The sequence below is a fragment of the Agrobacterium tumefaciens genome, from assembly GCF_005221385.1.
Lineage (GTDB): Bacteria > Pseudomonadota > Alphaproteobacteria > Rhizobiales > Rhizobiaceae > Agrobacterium > Agrobacterium tomkonis.
Genome location: NZ_CP039904.1, coordinates 1,244,501 through 1,262,132, shown reverse-complemented (window position 1 = coordinate 1,262,132; position 17,632 = coordinate 1,244,501). Strand labels below are relative to the sequence as shown.

20 protein-coding genes and 1 tRNA gene are annotated in these 17,632 nt (G+C 59.4%); 13 read left to right on the top strand and 8 right to left on the bottom strand.

What is annotated here, in order from left to right; translation table 11 throughout:
• Positions 1 to 537: 537 nt before the first annotated feature.
• Together CFBP6623_RS21020 and CFBP6623_RS21015 are read right to left on the bottom strand one after the other, a co-directional pair.
• Positions 538 to 1,287 carry an SDR family oxidoreductase gene (locus tag CFBP6623_RS21020; RefSeq protein WP_046801719.1) on the bottom strand — a complete coding sequence of 250 codons (750 nt, stop codon included), beginning with the start codon at positions 1,285 to 1,287 and terminating at the stop codon, positions 538 to 540.
• The gene (locus CFBP6623_RS21015; protein WP_046801739.1) at positions 1,284 to 1,898 is read right to left on the bottom strand and encodes a nucleoside 2-deoxyribosyltransferase; all 615 of its coding nucleotides are present in this window, start codon (positions 1,896 to 1,898) and stop codon (positions 1,284 to 1,286) included. Before CFBP6623_RS21015 ends, CFBP6623_RS21020 begins: the two co-directional genes overlap by 4 nt.
• A 163-nt stretch (positions 1,899 to 2,061) precedes the next feature.
• Here CFBP6623_RS21015 and CFBP6623_RS21010 point away from each other — a divergent pair, with 163 nt between their 5' ends.
• The 4 genes from CFBP6623_RS21010 to CFBP6623_RS20995 all read left to right on the top strand — a co-directional run bounded on the left by CFBP6623_RS21010 (position 2,062) and on the right by CFBP6623_RS20995 (position 6,161).
• Positions 2,062 to 2,688: a ribonuclease D gene (locus tag CFBP6623_RS21010; protein WP_046801718.1), complete on the top strand. Its 627-nt coding sequence runs from the start codon at positions 2,062 to 2,064 to the stop codon at positions 2,686 to 2,688.
• Positions 2,689 to 2,769: 81 nt separating this feature from the next.
• Positions 2,770 to 4,002: a hypothetical protein gene (locus tag CFBP6623_RS21005; protein WP_046801738.1), complete on the top strand. Its 1,233-nt coding sequence runs from the start codon at positions 2,770 to 2,772 to the stop codon at positions 4,000 to 4,002.
• Between the two features lie 47 nt (positions 4,003 to 4,049).
• Positions 4,050 to 4,358 (top strand): hypothetical protein, encoded by a 309-nt coding sequence (locus CFBP6623_RS21000; protein WP_046801717.1) that lies wholly within the window; start codon positions 4,050 to 4,052, stop codon positions 4,356 to 4,358.
• 267 nt (positions 4,359 to 4,625) lie between these two features.
• Complete coding sequence (locus CFBP6623_RS20995) at positions 4,626 to 6,161, top strand: hypothetical protein (RefSeq protein ID WP_062654443.1); 1,536 nt, start codon at positions 4,626 to 4,628, stop codon at positions 6,159 to 6,161.
• Between the two features lie 101 nt (positions 6,162 to 6,262).
• On the opposite strand, the gene rpsA is transcribed toward CFBP6623_RS20995, so the two are convergent.
• Both rpsA and cmk read right to left on the bottom strand, forming a co-directional pair.
• Complete coding sequence (rpsA, locus tag CFBP6623_RS20990; RefSeq protein WP_046801715.1) at positions 6,263 to 7,963, bottom strand: 30S ribosomal protein S1; 1,701 nt, start codon at positions 7,961 to 7,963, stop codon at positions 6,263 to 6,265.
• Between the two features lie 171 nt (positions 7,964 to 8,134).
• The gene (gene cmk, locus CFBP6623_RS20985; protein WP_167379188.1) at positions 8,135 to 8,794 is read right to left on the bottom strand and encodes a (d)CMP kinase; all 660 of its coding nucleotides are present in this window, start codon (positions 8,792 to 8,794) and stop codon (positions 8,135 to 8,137) included.
• 198 nt (positions 8,795 to 8,992) lie between these two features.
• On the opposite strand from cmk, the gene CFBP6623_RS20980 reads away from it, so the two are divergent.
• Together CFBP6623_RS20980 and CFBP6623_RS20975 are read left to right on the top strand one after the other, a co-directional pair.
• A complete protein-coding gene (locus CFBP6623_RS20980) occupies positions 8,993 to 9,382 on the top strand; it encodes a TIGR02300 family protein (RefSeq protein WP_046801713.1) in 390 nt (129 codons plus the stop codon).
• Between the two features lie 152 nt (positions 9,383 to 9,534).
• A tRNA-Ala gene (locus CFBP6623_RS20975) sits at positions 9,535 to 9,610 on the top strand.
• 47 nt (positions 9,611 to 9,657) lie between these two features.
• On the opposite strand, the gene CFBP6623_RS20970 is transcribed toward CFBP6623_RS20975, so the two are convergent.
• Both CFBP6623_RS20970 and CFBP6623_RS20965 read right to left on the bottom strand, forming a co-directional pair.
• Entirely contained in the window at positions 9,658 to 10,179 is a 522-nt protein-coding gene (locus tag CFBP6623_RS20970) for a hypothetical protein (RefSeq protein ID WP_046801712.1), read from the bottom strand.
• 66 nt (positions 10,180 to 10,245) lie between these two features.
• A complete protein-coding gene (locus tag CFBP6623_RS20965) occupies positions 10,246 to 10,620 on the bottom strand; it encodes a PAS domain-containing protein (protein WP_080842890.1) in 375 nt (124 codons plus the stop codon).
• A 210-nt stretch (positions 10,621 to 10,830) separates the two neighbouring features.
• On the opposite strand from CFBP6623_RS20965, the gene CFBP6623_RS20960 reads away from it, so the two are divergent.
• The 7 genes from CFBP6623_RS20960 to CFBP6623_RS20930 all read left to right on the top strand — a co-directional run bounded on the left by CFBP6623_RS20960 (position 10,831) and on the right by CFBP6623_RS20930 (position 16,242).
• A complete protein-coding gene (locus tag CFBP6623_RS20960; RefSeq protein WP_046801737.1) occupies positions 10,831 to 11,733 on the top strand; it encodes an NUDIX hydrolase in 903 nt (300 codons plus the stop codon).
• Positions 11,734 to 11,802: 69 nt separating this feature from the next.
• Positions 11,803 to 12,774, top strand: coding sequence for a quinolinate synthase NadA (nadA, locus tag CFBP6623_RS20955; RefSeq protein WP_062654442.1), 972 nt, complete (start codon positions 11,803 to 11,805; stop codon positions 12,772 to 12,774).
• Positions 12,771 to 14,339, top strand: a complete 1,569-nt coding sequence (locus CFBP6623_RS20950; protein ID WP_046801709.1) for an L-aspartate oxidase — start codon at positions 12,771 to 12,773, stop codon at positions 14,337 to 14,339. Before nadA ends, CFBP6623_RS20950 begins: the two co-directional genes overlap by 4 nt.
• Position 14,340: 1 nt before the next feature.
• Positions 14,341 to 15,198, top strand: coding sequence for a carboxylating nicotinate-nucleotide diphosphorylase (gene nadC, locus CFBP6623_RS20945; protein ID WP_046801708.1), 858 nt, complete (start codon positions 14,341 to 14,343; stop codon positions 15,196 to 15,198).
• A gap of 149 nt (positions 15,199 to 15,347) precedes the next feature.
• Positions 15,348 to 15,599: a GlsB/YeaQ/YmgE family stress response membrane protein gene (locus CFBP6623_RS20940; RefSeq protein WP_046801707.1), complete on the top strand. Its 252-nt coding sequence runs from the start codon at positions 15,348 to 15,350 to the stop codon at positions 15,597 to 15,599.
• A gap of 12 nt (positions 15,600 to 15,611) precedes the next feature.
• Positions 15,612 to 16,031, top strand: coding sequence for a DUF3597 domain-containing protein (locus CFBP6623_RS20935; RefSeq protein WP_046801706.1), 420 nt, complete (start codon positions 15,612 to 15,614; stop codon positions 16,029 to 16,031).
• 22 nt (positions 16,032 to 16,053) lie between these two features.
• Entirely contained in the window at positions 16,054 to 16,242 is a 189-nt protein-coding gene (locus CFBP6623_RS20930; RefSeq protein WP_046801705.1) for a hypothetical protein, read from the top strand.
• 81 nt (positions 16,243 to 16,323) lie between these two features.
• Here the strand turns inward: CFBP6623_RS20930 and cydX are convergent, their stop codons facing one another.
• Positions 16,324 to 16,446, bottom strand: coding sequence for a cytochrome bd-I oxidase subunit CydX (cydX, locus tag CFBP6623_RS20925; protein WP_046801704.1), 123 nt, complete (start codon positions 16,444 to 16,446; stop codon positions 16,324 to 16,326).
• Between the two features lie 22 nt (positions 16,447 to 16,468).
• Complete coding sequence (gene cydB / locus CFBP6623_RS20920) at positions 16,469 to 17,626, bottom strand: cytochrome d ubiquinol oxidase subunit II (RefSeq protein WP_046801703.1); 1,158 nt, start codon at positions 17,624 to 17,626, stop codon at positions 16,469 to 16,471.
• Between the last annotated feature and the right edge of the window lie 6 nt (positions 17,627 to 17,632).

The following is a 17,632-nucleotide window of genomic DNA, read 5'->3' as shown; positions in this document are numbered from 1 at the left end:
TTTCGGGCGCACAGACACAAGCGTGTCGGCCACCTCCCAAGCGTTCTTTTGCCCATGCTTAAACACAGGCCGAGGGCTAAGCAATGGGCCAGCACGGGGTACCGCCACAAAACTGTGCATATTCATCTAGACATAACGAAAACGTGATCGACACGTGTCCGATTCCTGCGCTCGTCGCCTTGACGCAGAAATCTGAAATCCCCCCGGAAATCCAAGGGGAAACGCGGGCAGACCGCCAGCGGCCAGGGCGTCAGGCAGAACTCGCCGACAAACCGCTCCGGAAAAATAGCCCTAAAAAGGAAAAAGCCTGCCGCGGGAGGAGGTGCGGCAGGCTTCAAACTTGATCGGCGACTGGGAGGAGGAGTGCCACCGATCCACATCGAGCGACGCTGGGAGGAGGAGTGCGTCGCTTCGATGATTGAAATATAGCGACATCTGCGATTTTTAACAGAGCAAGTCTCGCAATGCAGCATTGCATTTTTGCATAGCTTAGAAATACCTGCCCGGTTTTTCAGCACTCCCTGGAAGCCGTCGAAATCAACTTTCGCGATGGACCTGAAAACCGGCAAAGGACTGGTTGACCGGCATGAGTTCGAGACTGTTGATATTGATGTGTTTGGGCTGCGAGGCGACCCAATAGATCGTATTGGCGATATCGTCGGCCGTGATCGGATTGACGCCCTTATAAAGATTGTCCGACGCATCCTGGTTGCCGCCCGTGCGCACCAGCGTGAATTCGGTTTCGCACATGCCGGGTTCGATGGACGTGACGCGCACCCCCTTGCCGTGCAGGTCCGAACGAAGGCCAAGCGAGAATTGCCGCAGGAAAGCTTTCGTGCCGGCATAGACGTTGCCGCCGGCATAGGGCCAGTGCGCGGCAACCGAGGAGAGGTTGACGACAATGCCCTTGCGCTCGATCAGCGTGGGCAAGACAAGGTGGGTGACGTTCAACAGACCAGTGATATTGGTGTTCACCATGGTCTGCCAGTCTTTCAGCGGTACCTGCGGCGCCGGCGCGGTGCCAAGCGCAAGGCCGGCATTGTTGACGAGAATATCGATGTCCCGGAAACCCTCCGGCAAAGCGGCTAACGCCTTTGCCGTCGCATCCTCATCGGTAATGTCGAAAGCGGCACCATGGAAGGCCGAGCCGAGTTCAGCCGCCATCGCCTCCAGCCGTTCCGCCCGCCGGCCTGTGCCGATAACCTTCCAGCCTTCCGCGATGAAACGCCGCGCCGTAGCCTGGCCGAAACCGGATGTGGCGCCGGTGATAAGAATGGTACCGCTCATGATGATGTCTCCGCTAATTTCGTTCTGTCAGGATCAGCCTGTCCCAGTAATTTCTCCGCCGCCGCCGCGAGGCAGCGTTTATAGGCGTCGAGGTCCGTATAGAGCGCCTCTTCAGGTGCATTGCCGACGATGATGACACCGCCACGCCGCAGAATTCCACCATGCAGCATGAGATTGTCGACCATGTCGAAATTCTCGATCGACAGCCCGTCCGGCCCGCGATACCGGCCCGTTTCATCGATGGTGGCAACACCGCCGTAATGCGCCTTGATGCGGGTGAAATGATTGGCCGCGACATTGGTATAGGCGAAAACCGGCTTGCCCAGCGCGCACATGAAACCCAGCTCAAAGCTCGTTCCCGTATCGGCGGCGACACCGCGAAACGGTGTGAGATTGGCAATCACCGCATCCGCTTCCAGCATCATCCGCTCGTCGACGGCATTGATGTTGCAGCCATGGCCGATCCGGGTATCCGCCGGTGGAATCTGCAGATCACCCGGTGAAAGCGGCGTAAAACCGGCATCCCGCGCCAGCGAGGCCTTGAGATCGAGCATTTCACGCGCGTTCGGGAGGAAGACTTCCGGTCCGGCGAGATAGATTTTCTTTGTCATCGGGAATTCATGCATTTTGTAAGAAAAGGATTTCCCGAACCTAACCCGGGGACTTTCGCAAAGGCAAGCGCGAAGCCGCACCGAACCGACCCATAAAACGGTATCGTCGGGCCATTCTTTCCGTTATAGCCGGAGCAACCGACTGCAATTTCTGGAGCAAGACATGGCCGCAACCATTCGCTATCACGAAGGCGATATTTCCGCCGAAGATACTGCGCGTTATACCGGGGCCATCGCAATCGATACGGAAACACTCGGGCTGGTGCCGCGCCGCGACCGTCTCTGCGTCGTTCAGCTTTCGCCGGGCGACGGCACCGCGGATGTCATCCGCATCGCCGCCGGACAGAAACAGGCCCCCAACCTCGTGCGCATGCTCGAAGATCCCGCCCACCAGAAGATCTTCCATTACGGCCGTTTCGATATTGCCGTCCTGTTCCACACCTTTGGCGTGACGACGACACCGGTTTTCTGCACCAAGATCGCCTCCCGCCTCACCCGCACCTATACAGACCGGCACGGCCTGAAGGACAATCTGAAGGAAATGCTGGAAGTCGATATTTCCAAGGCGCAGCAATCCTCAGACTGGGCCGCAGAGACGCTATCGCCCGCCCAGCTCGAATATGCCGCCTCCGATGTGCTGCACCTGCATGCGCTGCGCGACAAGCTGACTCACCGCCTTGTGCGCGATGGCCGCCTTGATCATGCCGACGCCTGTTTCGCGTTTCTGCCGACCCGCGCCAAGCTCGACCTTCTCGGCTGGGAAGAAACGGATATTTTCGCCCATAGCTGAGCGTTTTTACGCCTGGTTAAGCACTGATTTACCGAATTTACCTATTCTCGGCCGCAACTTTGGGTGGCCGGGATTTTTCAGATGATTACTCCGCTGCAGCAGACAGCCAGCATAGCCGTCAGCGACCTCATGCGGTCGATGGTCGAGACTATCGAGGAACGCCAGCGCGAAGAGCAGGAAAAGGCGAACGGCACCAAAAAGGATGAGGCGGTCAAGACCCAGCCGCAGCCGGACCAAAGCCAGCGTGTCGCCAATGAAAAGATAAGCGCCTATCTGTTCGGCATCATGAAACCGGACCCGGATGCCTTTGCGTCGCTCGTCTCCCGCTTCTCCTCAGCCCTTGGCGTCACCCAGGAAAATGACGAATCGAGCTTCTCGTTTGCGCGAAGGCTTCAGGACGCGCTGACCCTGACAGGCAGCTTCGAGAAGGCCGATGCGCAGGGAAAAGCCACGACAATTTCCCTGAAATCCTTTGGCGTTTCTGAAGCGCAGGTCGTGGACGTGCTGAACAACGGCGCCAACGCCAAGACCGACCCCATGGCGGCCCTTGCCGCCCGCATTGCACAAACCGCTGGCCTGACGGGCAAGGAAGAAGATTTCGGTGTGCAGATGTCGGATGCCATCATGGCGATGCGCGCGACCTTGCCGAAAAGTGTCGATGATCTGGAAGAATCCACCGGTTTGAAGGAACTCGGCGTTTCAGCGCAGCAGATGATCGCCGCCATCGCCAATCCCTTCGGCGACGCGGCGCGCGCCGTGAAGGATGCCCTGAACGAGCAGGCGCAGGGCACACGCTTCATGACACGCGAGACCCTGAAGGTCATCCAGCGCCTGGAAGATATCGCCGACCCGAAAACCAAGGAAGAATTACAGGCCGAGCGCGGCGAAGATCGCATCGGCGAAGTCAACGATGCCGAAGTGAAGGCCGAGCGGGAACAGGATATCCAGAGCCGTGATGCACAGGGCAAACTGGAGGATGTTCAGGAACTTCAGGACGTCGTGAAGGAACACACCGACGCTGCCGCCGGTGAAAAAACGGATGGCACGGAGGAGCAAGGTCCGGTCGATATTTCATCGGAAATCGCCCTGATTTCGGTGCTTGCGGCCACGCCGGACGAAGAAGCTGCCCCGGCTGAAAACGATAACGCGCCTGCCGAGGCGGACAAGGCCAAAACAGACGCGACCACTACACCGGCCGATGCGGAAGCATTGCTGGATGCGATGGCGATTGTCGATGACGCCCGCAACACCATTTTGCCGATCTCGATCGACGACAATGGCCTTTATGAACTGCTGAAGAAAAAGGCGGCATGATTGCCGCTTGCGACCGTATTTGAGCGAAACATGATGTGAGTTCAGACATGTCCGATATTTCCGGCCTATCCGGCAGCGCCGGTCTCGATGCCGAACCGAATACCGCCCAGGCATTGCTCTCGATAGCTGCGCCGCCACTCGCCCCTGACAACGCAAACTTCCTCGCGCCCGGCGAGGATGATGACACCATCGATCCCGTGGAAATTCGACCCGAGAGAAGTTTTCCCAAGGCGAGCTGGCTCGATGCCATGCCGCCGGAGGCCATGGAAGTGCCCGTCAGCGAACCCGACCACATTTCCTCGGTCAATTCCGACGATAACGGGCTTTACCGCATGTTCATCGGCGTTTCGCCCTGAACGAGGCCGTCCGGCACAATTTATGGTTAGCCAAATATTAATATCTGCGCGGCAAGCTTCGACTTGATGATTCTGTGTGTGCCGAAGAGAGCTGGCATTCGCGCCAGCGGCATATACGGGCGCTCCCGCATGAGCGGGCGAGATGACACCTGTACATCACCGGCGCGGCAATCTTTCAACAGACGGGCCAGATGCGAACCAGAGAGCCAGTGGGGATTGGCCCTTTCGCAAGCCAGCGGCGGTAATCGATAGGAACGGAGCGCACCCATGTTACCGCCTGTACCGAAAATTTCGGCAGCCGATGCCGCCTATGGAACGACAGTTCCGCCGGCGACCCGCGGGCAGCCGAAAGAAGCCGTGATCCCGCAGGTGACCAATCCTGCTCCCGACAATGGCAGCAGTATTTTTGCCAAAGCAGCGGTCGCCTCGCTGACCAGTGAATTTCAACTTTCCCGCAGCACCGCCGTACTGGCGGAAACGCTCGGTAAATTGATGAACCTGCCACGGCGCGACGGTGAAGCCATCGAGACTTATGTGGTGCGCCTGACGGATGCGCTGCGCGCCATGCCCCCCGCGCAGCGCCTGGCGCTGGAACAGCAGGTCAGCAAGGCCCTGCAGGGCTTGAGCCTTTCAATGCTGGCCGAAATTCTGAAACAGCCCACCGGCCCGGAAGCGGCCCGTCTCGCCCTGCTGATCGAGCTTTCCCGTTACAAGGGAATGGATCTGGCGGCGAAAGCGGTGGTTTCCTCTTATCAGCAGAATAATCCCGCCAGTTCGGCACCCACACAGCCAAGACCACAGAACCCTCAAAGCCCGAATTCCGGAAACCACCAGAATGCGGCGGCGGCAGCGCAACCGGCCAACGCGGCAACGGCTGCCCGACTTCTGCCTTTGCCCATCAGTCCGCCCGCCCTTGGTGGCGCAGCGGTAAAAAACACCATCGCGGCGCAGATAGGGCAACCGGATCTGCGGACGAGCCTTCCCGTACCGGCAACAGACATGCCCGAATCTGCGCCGGCAGCCTCAAAACCGGAGGGAAAAGCGGAAGGGGCGGGACGTCCGCTTCAATCACCCGCAGGCAACGTGACCACGGAAACAACGGCAGAAGCACGCCCGGCGCGTTCGCCGCGGGCTGAAAATGGCGAGATGCGCCCGGTACTGCCGCATCGGGATATGGTGAGGGCAGAGCAGAAGGAAATGCGCACGCCCCTGGCCCCGTCTTCAGGCCAGCCTGCGGGCGATGCCAAGACCATGGAAAACCTGCTGCTCGCTGCCCTTGCCGGAAAACTCCCTGCCAGAGCCGCGCCCGGCGCGCAACCGCCTGCCCTACCACCCGGCACCGCGCCGCAGCAGCTTGAGAATCAGCCGGCCGAAAAGACCGCGATGCCAACCCCACTCGCCCATCCCTCCGGCGAGGAGGCGGAGACGATTGCCAACCGTCCGGAGGCCCAGCCCCTCCCGCGCGCAGCACTCGATCCGGAAACGAGGATGGCGATGCTCGAACAATCGGCCTCACAATCGCTGATCGCCGCGGCCCTCGCAAAAGACGGCACACCGCTGCCGCTGGTCGCCTATCCGCCGGCGGAAGAGGATTATGAATCGGAAACACCGCCACGCGGTGGCGGCCCGTTTTCTGAAGATGAAGCGGAAGGCGAGGCTGAGGGCGAAAACGCCGAAGCCCCGGACGAGACGGAAGAACGGGTGGCCGCCAATGACGAGACCGGCGAACAGGAAAGCCCACCGGAAGCAGCTTACGACGACAGCGCCGAAAATTATTATCTCAGAATGAGCGGCGTGCTCTGAATTTCAAGTTACCCGCCCGTCTCCGATGACGCGGAATCTGCGCCAACAAAAAACCCGCCGGAAAATTCCGGCGGGTTCTTTATTTCAAAAGATCAGAGCGATTATTCGCCGCGGTTCTTCAGAGCCGCGCCGAGGATGTCGCCGAGCGAAGCGCCCGAGTCGGAAGAACCGAACTGTGCGACGGCTTCCTTCTCTTCAGCAATTTCCAGAGCCTTGATCGAAAGCATGACCTTGCGATCCTTCTTGGAGAAGTTGACGACGCGGGCGTCGAAAACCTGGCCAACCGAGAAACGCTCCGGACGCTGATCGTCGCGATCGCGTGCGAGGTCGTTGCGGCGGATGAAGGAGGTGAGGTCTTCGTGGTTGACGAGCTTCACTTCCACGCCACCGTCGTTGACGGCGATGACTTCGCACGAAACGACTGCGTTCTTGCGCAGGTCGCCGGACGATGCGGCTTCGCCGACAGCATCCTTGCCAAGCTGCTTGATGCCGAGCGAGATGCGTTCCTTCTCGACGTCAACGTCAAGAACGACAGCCTTCACGACGTCACCCTTGTTGAACTCTTCGATGACCTGTTCGCCCGGACGGTTCCAGTCGAGATCCGACAGGTGAACCATGCCGTCGACATCGCCTTCGAGGCCGATGAACAGACCGAATTCAGTCTTGTTCTTGACTTCGCCCTCAACTTCAGTGCCGGCCGGATGGCTGTAGGCAAATGCCTGCCACGGGTTTTCCAGCGTCTGCTTGAGGCCGAGCGAGATACGGCGCTTGGACGGATCGACTTCGAGAACGACAACGTCGACTTCCTGGCTCGTGGACAGGATCTTGCCGGGATGTACGTTCTTCTTGGTCCAGGACATTTCGGAAATGTGGATCAGGCCTTCGATGCCAGGCTCCAGCTCGACGAATGCACCATAGTCGGTGATGTTCGTGACCGTACCGGAGATCTTCTTGCCAACCGGGTACTTGGCGGAGATGCCATCCCACGGATCGGACTCGAGCTGCTTCATGCCGAGCGAGATACGGTGGGTTTCCTGGTTGATGCGGATGATCTGAACCTTGACCTGCTGGCCAATGTTGAGGATTTCCGAAGGATGGTTGACGCGGCGCCATGCCATGTCGGTGACGTGCAGCAGGCCGTCGATGCCGCCGAGGTCAACGAACGCACCGTAATCGGTGATGTTCTTGACGACGCCGTCAACAACCTGGCCTTCTTCGAGGTTCTGAACGATTTCAGAACGCTGCTCGGCACGCGACTCTTCGAGAACCGTACGGCGCGAAACAACGATGTTGCCGCGACGCTTGTCCATCTTGAGGATTTCGAAGGGCTGCGGGTTGTGCATCAGCGGGGTAACGTCGCGGATCGGACGGATGTCGACCTGCGAACGCGGAAGGAAGGCAACAGCGCCGTCCAGATCGACGGTGAAACCACCTTTGACCTGGTTGAAGATAACGCCTTCGACGCGCTCGCCAGCTTCGAACTTGGCTTCGAGCTTGACCCAGCTTTCTTCGCGGCGAGCCTTCTCGCGCGACAGAACGGCTTCGCCGAGGGCGTTTTCGATGCGCTCGACGTAAACTTCGACTTCGTCGCCGACCTTCAGCGTGCCGTCCTTGGACTTCGCGCCGAATTCCTTCAACGGTACGCGGCCTTCAACCTTGAGGCCGACGTCGACGATGGCAACGTCCTTCTCGATTGCCGTGACGATACCCTTGGCAACATAGCCTTCGGCAAGATCGTTGGAGGCAAAGGATTCTTCGAGAAGCGCTGCGAAATCTTCGCGCGTGGGGGTAGATACTGACATGAAATCTCCTGGTTGCATCCGCGCAAGGGCGAATACAAAAGCGCCGGTGGGCTAGTGTTGTTGATACCCGAACCCATGCCCGCCTTTTTAAAAGGCTTTCCGGCGCAAGGACATGTCTTCAGGCAATTCCGGACTAAACGCGGACCGAAATGAAGCGGTTCCGCGAAAAACCTATTTCCTCAGGGCGGCGTCGATGATCGCCCGCGCGGCCTGAAACGCCGCCTCTATACTCATTTCCGACGTATCTAGCAAGTGCGCGTCTTCAGCCGGTTTCAACGGGCTGTCGGCGCGGCCCATGTCGCGCTCGTCGCGTTGCCTCACCTCGGCGAAGATGGCGTCGTAATCGGCCTCTCCGCCATTGGCCAGAATTTCGTCATAGCGGCGTCGCGCCCGCACATCCGCCGACGCGGTAACGTAAAGCTTCACCGGCGCGTCCGGGCAGACAACCGTTCCGATGTCTCGGCCATCCAGCACCGTGCCCGGCTCCCTTGCCGCAAAACGCTGCTGCGCCTTGACGAGTGCGCGCCTCACCCGCGTCATCACCGCAATTTTCGACGCCGCTTCGCCGATATCGTGCCGGGAAAGCACCGAGCGATCGAGGCCGGCAAGGTCGAGCTCCAGCGCCACCTTTTCAGCCACGGCCTCATCATCGAGCGGCAGGCCCGCATCGAGAAGGGCCTTGGCGGTGGCCCTATAGGTCAAGCCGGTATCGAGATGATGGAACCCATAGATTTCCGCGATCCTGCGCGACAAAGTTCCTTTGCCGGCCGCAGCCGGCCCGTCTATGGCGATCGTGAATGTCATGAAGCTCTCTGCCTGTGTGTGCGTCATTCATATAATATAGCGTGCGGCAGCTTCCAATCTTCATCAGCAGCCCGGCATATAAGGTGCGTTGCAAGGGCAACGCCCGAAGTTTGTCTTTGACACGAAAGACCGCAACGATTAAGGGGACCGGCTAGAAATTTTACAGTCTATGCCGGTTTTACGGCGTACACACCGAAACTCATTCGACAATTTGAGGCTTAGACAGTGGCAAAAGCGGACCTTGGTACCAAGCGCACAGACCCCGATACCGGCAAGAAGTTCTACGATCTGAACCGCAATCCGGTCGTTTCTCCCTATACCGGCAAGTCATGGCCGCTCTCCTTCTTCGAGGAAAGCACGGCACAGGCAAAGCTCGAGCAGGCTGAGGAAGAGGAAGTAGCGGAAGTCGATACCGAAAACACGGAAGTCGAACTCGTATCGCTGGAAGATGCCGATGGCGACAACAGCGGCGACGAGATTCCGGATATGGGCGACGACGAAGACGACGTGGAAATCGGCGACGACGACGACACCTTCCTTGAAGCCGACGAAGACGACGACGATGACGACATGTCCGGCATTATCGGCGTTACGGGCGACGACGAAGAAGCTTGATCTTATTGGATAAACCAGCCCGGCGACAAAAAAATGAAGCCGGGCTGTTTTTTGTGCTTGCACTCTTCGATTAGCCGAAGTAGTAAGCCGCCACCGAACGGAACAACAGCCGCTTCGGTTCCCGGAACCGGACGAAATGCCGGAACCCTTATGGGGCTATAGCTCAGCTGGGAGAGCGCTTGCATGGCATGCAAGAGGTCAGCGGTTCGATCCCGCTTAGCTCCACCAAATCTTCCCAGACACGATAAATCACGCGCTGACGGGCATTTCCGATCTTATCGGCCAGTTGCCAGCGTCTCCTGCAATAGCGCCCGGACATCCTGCCCTTTGATCCTGCATTCAACGATCAGGATAGCCCCACCCTCTTCCGCTACCCGGCATTCGAGATATTTGCCGCGCAGCCGGTTCTCCAATGCCTTGAAGGCGTTCAGGCCGCAGGCATAGCGGCGGCCGTCAGCACCGGCACAGACGCGGTTACGGTCGACGTTCTCTACACCGGCAAGGCGGAATTCCTGACCCTTGAAAGTGAAGCGATTGCTGGCGACCACGCGCAGACGCTGGTCCGCATGTATTTTCAACGGATAGGGATCGGACGGAGTGGGGATGCGTTCGTAATTCTGGTGACGGGTATCGACCTTCACCGGGGAGGTCGTCCACAGCATCTCCGTGTTCGCCGCAAGGCCGGCAATCTCATATCCATCTTCGCCATTGAGGAACGAGGCGATGCGCATGCCGGCAACGCCGAACCCTATCACCAGCATGATCTGAAACAGCAAAATTGCGATCTGCCGAACCATGTCACCAAAACATCAAAAGCGATAAAATATGACCCTATCCCGCTCCAGAGTAGGAGAGACGCAGCATTACATCAACAGGACCTTGCGCGCGGTAACGTCGCGAACCGTGCCCATTGCCATGATTGGAACACCCTCGCGGTCGTGGATCACCCTGCCCGTCGTTCTCAGCCAGCGAAAGCCGCCGTCCTTTAGCCCGATCCGATACTCCTGATCATAAAAGTCACCGCTTGTCAGCGAATTATGGACCGCCCTTGCCACACGGGCGCGGGAACTACCCTCCACCTGCGCAATGAACGCTTCCACCGGGATGCCGTGAGAAGCCTCTTCAAAGGAGAAATCGCGCAGACGCGAAGCCACCGCATCCAGATAAACCAGATTCTGGCCTATGTTCCACGTATAATAACCAATCAGCGTCTCTTCCAGAGATATATCTTCTAACATCGGCTTTCTACACTATATAGATGCTTATAACTTTTTTATAACATAACAAAAAATGCATGACTAATCACAAGATTTTATCCATTTGTTTGATTATATGCTACTTTAGACTTAATGCAGATATAGAAAGCACTTTGCCGTCTGCCCCTTGTTGGCGAACCAGCCTTCCTGTGCCAAAGAAGGTTGATACCGCAAACCAAGACAGGAGTCGCCGTGACCATCGGGCTTGCCCATGCTGAACTCATTGCCGTCGTCACCGCCATTACGGCGGACGAACCGCGGGTGATGACCGTCCGGGCGGGCGCGGCACTTCCCTCAGGCCCATTCGAATTTGGGCACAGGACGCTGCAAAGCGGGCTGCGGGAGTGGATCCACGAGCAGACCCATCATCCGGTCGGTTATCTCGAGCAGCTTTACACCTTCGCGGATCGCGACCGTAACAACGATATTCCCGGCGGAAGAACCATCTCCATCGGTTATCTGGGGCTGGTTCGCGAGCAGGAATCATCCGGCAACGGACGTGCGCTCTGGCACGGCTGGTATGAATATTTCCCTTGGGAGGACCATCGGCAGGGTCGCCCCGCAGTTCTGGATACCATCATCGACAGGTTGCGGGCCTGGGCGGATTCCGATCTTGCCTGCAAAAGCCAGCGTCATTTGCGGGCCGATTTCACCTTCGGGCTCGATGGCGGCGGCTGGAACGAGGAACTGACCTTGCAGCGCTACGAGTTGCTGTATGAGGCAGGCCTTGTCGAGGAAGCTCAGAGCGAGCCCCGGATCAATTTCGGCAGGCCGATGTTCGCCGATCACCGCCGCATTCTCGCCACCGGCATCGCTCGCCTGAGGGCCAAGATCAAATATCGCCCCGTGGTTTTCGAGCTGATGGCCGATGCCTTCACCCTGCTGCAATTGCAGCGCGCGATAGAGGCGCTGGCAGGGCTGACCCTGCACAAGCAGAATTTCCGTCGGCTGATCGAACAGCAGCAACTGGTGGAAGAGACCGGCGACATGACAAGCGAAACCGGTGGCCGCCCGGCAAAGCTTTTCCGTTTCCGCCAAACCGTTCTCGACGAACGCGCCCTTTCCGGAACGAAACTGCCACTCTCCCGCAATTGACATATGCTCACAATGAGAATATCTCTTTGCCATAGATATACTCAAAAAGAGTATAAATGGGAGAGCGCCGTGAACGAACAGATTTCTGCCGCAAGCCTTTATGATCGGGTCAGCCGCGTCATTCCCAAGGCGGAATGGATGGGCTTTCAGGACGATGTGGATGCGATCCTTGAGCTGAAGCGCAAACGCAACGCCGTCATCCTCGCCCATAACTACCAGACACCGGAAATCTTCCACGGCGTCGCCGATATCGTCGGCGACAGCCTCGCCCTTGCGCGCAAGGCGATGGAGGTGGAAGCGGATGTGATCGTTCTTGCCGGCGTGCATTTCATGGCCGAGACCGCAAAGCTGCTCAATCCGGGAAAAACCGTGCTTATTCCGGATATGGCCGCCGGCTGCTCGCTGGCAGACTCCATCACGCCCGAGGATATTGCGCTTTTGCGCAAGGCTTATCCGGGTGTTCCGGTCGTAACCTATGTAAACACATCCGCGGCGGTGAAGGCGGCGTCCGACATTTGCTGCACCTCCGGCAATGCCCGCCAGGTGGTGGAATCGCTCGGCGTGCCACGTGTGCTGATGTTGCCGGATGAATATCTGGCGAAGAACGTGGCGCGGGAAACCAATGTCGAGCTGATCGCCTGGCGTGGCCATTGTGAGGTGCACGAGCTTTTCACCGCCGATGACATCAGGGAATTGAGAGAAAGCCATCCCGGCGTCACCGTTCTGGCACATCCGGAATGTCCGCCGGACGTCGTGGAAGCAGCGGATTTTTCGGGCTCCACTGCCGTCATGTCGGATTATGTCGGCCGGGAGCGGCCTGCCCAAGTGGTGCTTCTGACGGAATGCTCGATGAGCGACAATGTCGCCGTGCATCACCCCGATGTCGAATTCATCCGCCCCTGCAATCTTTGCCCACATATGAAGCGCATCACGCTTGGCAATATTCGCACGGCACTGGAGGAAAACCGCCATGAGGTGACAGTCGACCCGGCTATCGCGGTTGCCGCCCGCCGCGCCGTGGAGAGGATGCTGGAGGTATGAGCGAACGCCTTCCGTCGCAGCAGGACTGGACAGTCATTGTCGGCAGCGGCATTGCGGGCTTGATGGCGGCTCTGACGCTTGCGCCGCAGCCCGTGCTGCTTCTGACACGCGGTGTGCTCGGCGGAGAAACCTCCAGCGCCTGGGCACAGGGCGGTATTGCCGCAAGTCTCGGCCCGAACGATAGCGCCGCACTGCATCTTGCCGACACGCTCGCCGCAGGCGACGGGCTCTGCGACGCGGCTATGACCGAGGAGATCGTTTCCGCCGCACCCGCCGTCATCGAGGCGCTGGAACGGGCCGGCGTGCGCTTCGACCGCGATGCTGAGGGAAGGCTCGTCTTCGGGCTGGAGGCTGCCCATGGCCGACGGCGCATCCTGCATGCGGAAGGCGACGGTTCGGGCGCGGCCATTGTCAGGGCGCTCGCAACCGCAGTCCTTCGCACACCATCAATCACGGTTCTGGAAGGCACGGAAGTGCGCCGCCTGTTGACGGCAGAGGGCGTCATTGCCGGTCTTGCCTGCATCGGCCCGAAAGGCAGTTTCACTCTGCCGGCCACGCAGGTCATTCTTGCGACCGGTGGCCTTGGGGGGCTTTACGAGGCAACGACCAATCCCTCCGGCAATTTCGGACAAGGCGTCATGCTCGCCGCGCGCGCCGGCGCCATCCTTGCCGATATGGAATTCGTCCAGTTCCACCCAACGGCGCTTTCCTCGCCCAGACGACCGCTGGCGCTGGTCAGCGAGGCGGTGCGGGGCGAAGGCGCGCTTCTGCTCAATGAAAACGGCGAGCGTTTCATGGCGGCAGTGCCGGGTGCCGAGCTTGCGTCACGCGATATCGTCGCCCGCGCCATCGATCGGGAAATCCTGCGCGGCGGCACGGTCTTTCTCGATGCCCGCAAGGCGCTCGGTTCCGGCTTCTCCGCCCGTTTTCCCTCGATTGACCTGCTCTGCCGCGAGGCCGGCATAGACCCCGCCCGCGAGCTTGTGCCCGTGCGTCCCGCCGTGCATTACCATATGGGCGGCGTCGCCACGGATGGCAGAGGCCAAAGCTCGGTGCCGGGCCTGTGGGTTGCGGGTGAAACCGCCTGCACGGGCCTGCATGGCGCCAACCGGCTCGCCAGCAATTCCCTGCTGGAAGCAGCCGCCATGGGCATGCGCGCAGCACAGGATATTGCCGGTCGACAGGCACGTACGGCAGGGCCGGCAGCTGTTGCGCCACGCACAGCTCCCGACTGTGTGGCCGCCGATCTCGCTGCCGTCCGGCCCATCGTTTCCCGCCATCTCGGCATTGTGAGACATGCGGCAGGCCTGCTCGAAGCGATCCGGGATTTGTTGCCACTTGCCGAACAGGAAGGCCCGGCATCCGATCCTTCCCTCGTCGGCCTCGCCATCGCCGTCTTCGCGGCCCTGCGCACGGAATCGCGGGGCGCGCATTTCCGCGACGATTTTCCCGGAAAGGACGCGGTAGCCACAAGGCGCAGGCTGAGCCTGGCCGAAGTGATCGCCACTGGCCACGACCTCTCTTCATCCAGCTTTTCCTCTTCCAGCATTGCGCGGAGCGCCTGACATGACCCTTGCCCCCCTGCCTCGTCTCATCATCGAACCGCTCGTGCGCAATGCCCTCCTGGAAGATCTGGGGCTTGCAGGCGACATAACCTCCGCCGCCGTCATTCCCGTCGATCATCGCTCAGTCGTCGTCATGGCGGCACGCGAACCGGGCGTCATCGCCGGTCTCGATGCGGCGGAGCTTGCCTTCCAGCTTGTGGACCCGGCGATCATAATGACACGGCACGTTGAGGATGGAGCGACCGTGGTGCCCGGCAATATCATCGCGACGATCGAAGGCCCTTCCCGCGGGCTTCTGACGGCGGAGCGCACGGCGCTGAATTTTCTCGGCCACCTGTCCGGCATCGCCTCCGTTACCGCAAAAATCGCCGCGGCTATCTCCGGTACCAAGGCCTCGGTCGCCTGCACCCGCAAGACGACGCCCGGCCTCAGGGCGCTGGAAAAATACGCCGTGCGCGCCGGCGGCGGCATGAATCACCGTTTCGCGCTTTATGATGCCGTCCTCATCAAGGACAACCACATTGCCGTGGCGGGCGGCGTGCGTGCCGCCATCCGGAGTGCCAAACAGGGTGTGGGCCATCTCGTCAAGATCGAGGTGGAGGTCGATACGCTCGCTCAATTGCGCGAAGTGATGGACGAAGGTGTCGATGTGGTTCTTCTCGACAACATGACGCCGGAACAATTGCGCGAGGCCGTCGCGATCGTCGCCGGGCGCGCCATCACCGAAGCCTCCGGCCGTATCAACCCGCAGACGGCGGCAACCATTGCTGCGAGCGGCATCGATCTCATCTCCGTCGGCTGGCTGACCCACAGCGCACCGGTTCTGGATATCGGACTGGATTTTCAAAGCCGGGGCTAAAGAATAGGGCCAACGGGGCGCGCCGCACGGAACCAAATGTCCGCATCTGCGTTGTTACCCCGCCTGGGGTCATTCAAGGCGGGGGGATCAGTGCGCGCAAAAGCCTGTCCATATGCCTGCGGACCTCTCTTACAAAGGAAAGGCTTATTATGGAAGACGCACAAGTTGGCTGGATTGCAGCAATCATCATCGGCGGCGTAGCCGGGTGGCTCGCCGAACAGTTCATGAAAAGCAATATGGGTGTTTTCATGAACATTATTCTCGGCATTGTCGGCGCCATCGTCGCCAATTTCCTTCTGGGGCTCATTGGCGTCTCGCTCGGAGGCTGGATTGGCTATCTCATCGCCGGTTTCATCGGCGCCTGCATTCTCATCGCCGTCGGGCGTGCATTTCGCCGATAAGGGAGCACAAGCATGAGCTTTTTCGACAAGATCAAAAATGCGATTTTCGGCAAGGCCGAGGCCGCACCGCAGACTTCGGCCCCGGCCGGCACGCCAACGACTGCCGCAAGCCCGGCAGCACCCGCCCAGCCTGCTTCGCCGGCACCCACAGCCAGCGCTCCAGCATCCACCGGCAGTGTCGACGTCGCCTCCATTCTGGATGCGGCAGTGAAAAAGAACGGACAGAAGCTCGACTGGAAACACTCGATCGTCGATCTGCTGAAAGCCCTTGATCTGGATAGCAGCCTCAGCGCCAGAAAAGAACTGGCGGGTGAACTGGGTTACACCGGCGACACCTCGGATTCTGCAACGATGAATATCTGGCTGCACAAGGCCGTCATCAAGAAACTCTCCGAAAACGGCGGCAAGGTGCCGGCCGACCTTTTGGATTGAACCGGTAAACGGGAGAGCCGCAATGGACGACTATTCCAGCCTGCGAGAGCAGATCGGCCAGGACCTCGACACCCTGCATGGGAGCGACAACCCGAAGTCGATTTTCGAAATCGCCGACGACTATCTCCTGGGAAATCCAAATCTCAAGAGAGCAATCGTCGAAGACATCATCAAGGAAGAAGCGGACAAACGCGGCATCGCGATCCACTAAAGCTGCGCGGCAGGCGCGGCTGTTTTACGAGAGGGCGGCATCCAGACCGGATGCCGCCCTTTTATGTCTCATGCAGAAGCGTTATTTTTCCAGGTTCGCCTCAGCCTTTTTGGCATTTTCTTCCATCAGCTCATACCACATGGCATTCATGACGGCGAAGATGGCAGCGAGAGGCAGGCCGAGCAGCCAGGCGAAATACCACATGTTCGATCTCCTTTTTTGAATATCAATAAGCATGGCCGCTGTCGTCGCGGATCGCCTTTTCATCCACCTTGCCCCACAAGACGCGATAGACCCATGAGGTGTAGGCGACGATGATCGGAACGAAGATGAGGGTGACGACCAGCATGTTGAACAGCGTCATATGGCTGGACGAAGCATCCCACACCGTCAGGCTCGACTTCGGATCGACCGAGGACGGCAGGATGAAGGGAAACATCGAAAGCCCGACGGTGGCGATGATGCCGAAAATGGCAAGCGAGCTGGCAAGCAGCGCCATCACTTCCCTGCGCAGTCTCAGCAATATGAAGGCGACAAGCGGGAAGGCCAGACCGAGCGCCGGCGCCAGCATCGTCCATGGATGCGCCGCGTAATTGGAGAACCAGACGCCGGTTGCGACCTCTACCGTCTTTGCCAAAGGATTGGACGGCCCGTCGGTCACGACTTCCGAGGTGAAACGATAACCATCGACACCAAACCACAGCAGAATGCCGCCGAGTGCGAAAAGAACGGTGGTGGCGAGTGCCGCGATGCTGCCGAAATTGCGGGCGCGGGTGGCAACCGGACCTTCGGTTTTCAGCACCAGCCAGGCCGCCCCGTGCATCACCAGCATGGCGACGGAAACGAGGCCGCAGAGAATAGCGTAGGGGTTCAGAAGCTCAAACAGCGTCGTGCCGTCGTAAAAAATCCTGAGGTCGTCATTAAAATAGAACGGGACGCCCTGCAGCACATTGCCGATGGCCACGCCGAAGATCAGCGCCGGCACAAAGCCGCCAACGAACAAGGCCCAGTCCCAGCCGCTGCGCCATGCCGTGCTCTCGCGCTTGGAGCGGTATTTGAAACCGACGGGCCGCAGGATCAATGCAAACATGATGGCGGCCATCGCAAGGTAGAACCCTGAAAACGACACCGCATAGAGCGGCGGCCAGGCGGCGAAGATCGCACCGGCGCCGAGGATGAGCCAGACCTGATTGCCTTCCCAGACCGGGCCGATGGAGTTGATGACGACACGCCGCTCAATATCCGTTTTCGCGACGAAGGGCAGCAGCGCGCCCGTGCCGAGATCGAAACCACCCGTTACGGCAAAGCCGATAAGCAATACGCCGAGCAGCAGCCACCAGATGATGCGAAGGATTTCATAGTCGATGAGTTGGTGCAGGATCATGATCGT

Coding starts and splice junctions, on each gene's coding strand:
- CFBP6623_RS21020 (WP_046801719.1), bottom strand. CDS start 1,287: ATGAGCGGTACCATTCTTATCACCGGCGCCACATCCGGTTTCGGCCAG.
- CFBP6623_RS21015 (WP_046801739.1), bottom strand. CDS start 1,898: ATGACAAAGAAAATCTATCTCGCCGGACCGGAAGTCTTCCTCCCGAAC.
- CFBP6623_RS21010 (WP_046801718.1), top strand. CDS start 2,062: ATGGCCGCAACCATTCGCTATCACGAAGGCGATATTTCCGCCGAAGAT.
- CFBP6623_RS21005 (WP_046801738.1), top strand. CDS start 2,770: ATGATTACTCCGCTGCAGCAGACAGCCAGCATAGCCGTCAGCGACCTC.
- CFBP6623_RS21000 (WP_046801717.1), top strand. CDS start 4,050: ATGTCCGATATTTCCGGCCTATCCGGCAGCGCCGGTCTCGATGCCGAA.
- CFBP6623_RS20995 (WP_062654443.1), top strand. CDS start 4,626: ATGTTACCGCCTGTACCGAAAATTTCGGCAGCCGATGCCGCCTATGGA.
- rpsA (WP_046801715.1), bottom strand. CDS start 7,963: ATGTCAGTATCTACCCCCACGCGCGAAGATTTCGCAGCGCTTCTCGAA.
- cmk (WP_167379188.1), bottom strand. CDS start 8,794: ATGACGCACACACAGGCAGAGAGCTTCATGACATTCACGATCGCCATA.
- CFBP6623_RS20970 (WP_046801712.1), bottom strand. CDS start 10,179: ATGGTTCGGCAGATCGCAATTTTGCTGTTTCAGATCATGCTGGTGATA.
- CFBP6623_RS20965 (WP_080842890.1), bottom strand. CDS start 10,620: ATGTTAGAAGATATATCTCTGGAAGAGACGCTGATTGGTTATTATACG.
- CFBP6623_RS20950 (WP_046801709.1), top strand. CDS start 12,771: ATGAGCGAACGCCTTCCGTCGCAGCAGGACTGGACAGTCATTGTCGGC.
- nadC (WP_046801708.1), top strand. CDS start 14,341: ATGACCCTTGCCCCCCTGCCTCGTCTCATCATCGAACCGCTCGTGCGC.
- CFBP6623_RS20940 (WP_046801707.1), top strand. CDS start 15,348: ATGGAAGACGCACAAGTTGGCTGGATTGCAGCAATCATCATCGGCGGC.
- CFBP6623_RS20935 (WP_046801706.1), top strand. CDS start 15,612: ATGAGCTTTTTCGACAAGATCAAAAATGCGATTTTCGGCAAGGCCGAG.
- CFBP6623_RS20930 (WP_046801705.1), top strand. CDS start 16,054: ATGGACGACTATTCCAGCCTGCGAGAGCAGATCGGCCAGGACCTCGAC.
- cydX (WP_046801704.1), bottom strand. CDS start 16,446: ATGTGGTATTTCGCCTGGCTGCTCGGCCTGCCTCTCGCTGCCATCTTC.
- cydB (WP_046801703.1), bottom strand. CDS start 17,626: ATGATCCTGCACCAACTCATCGACTATGAAATCCTTCGCATCATCTGG.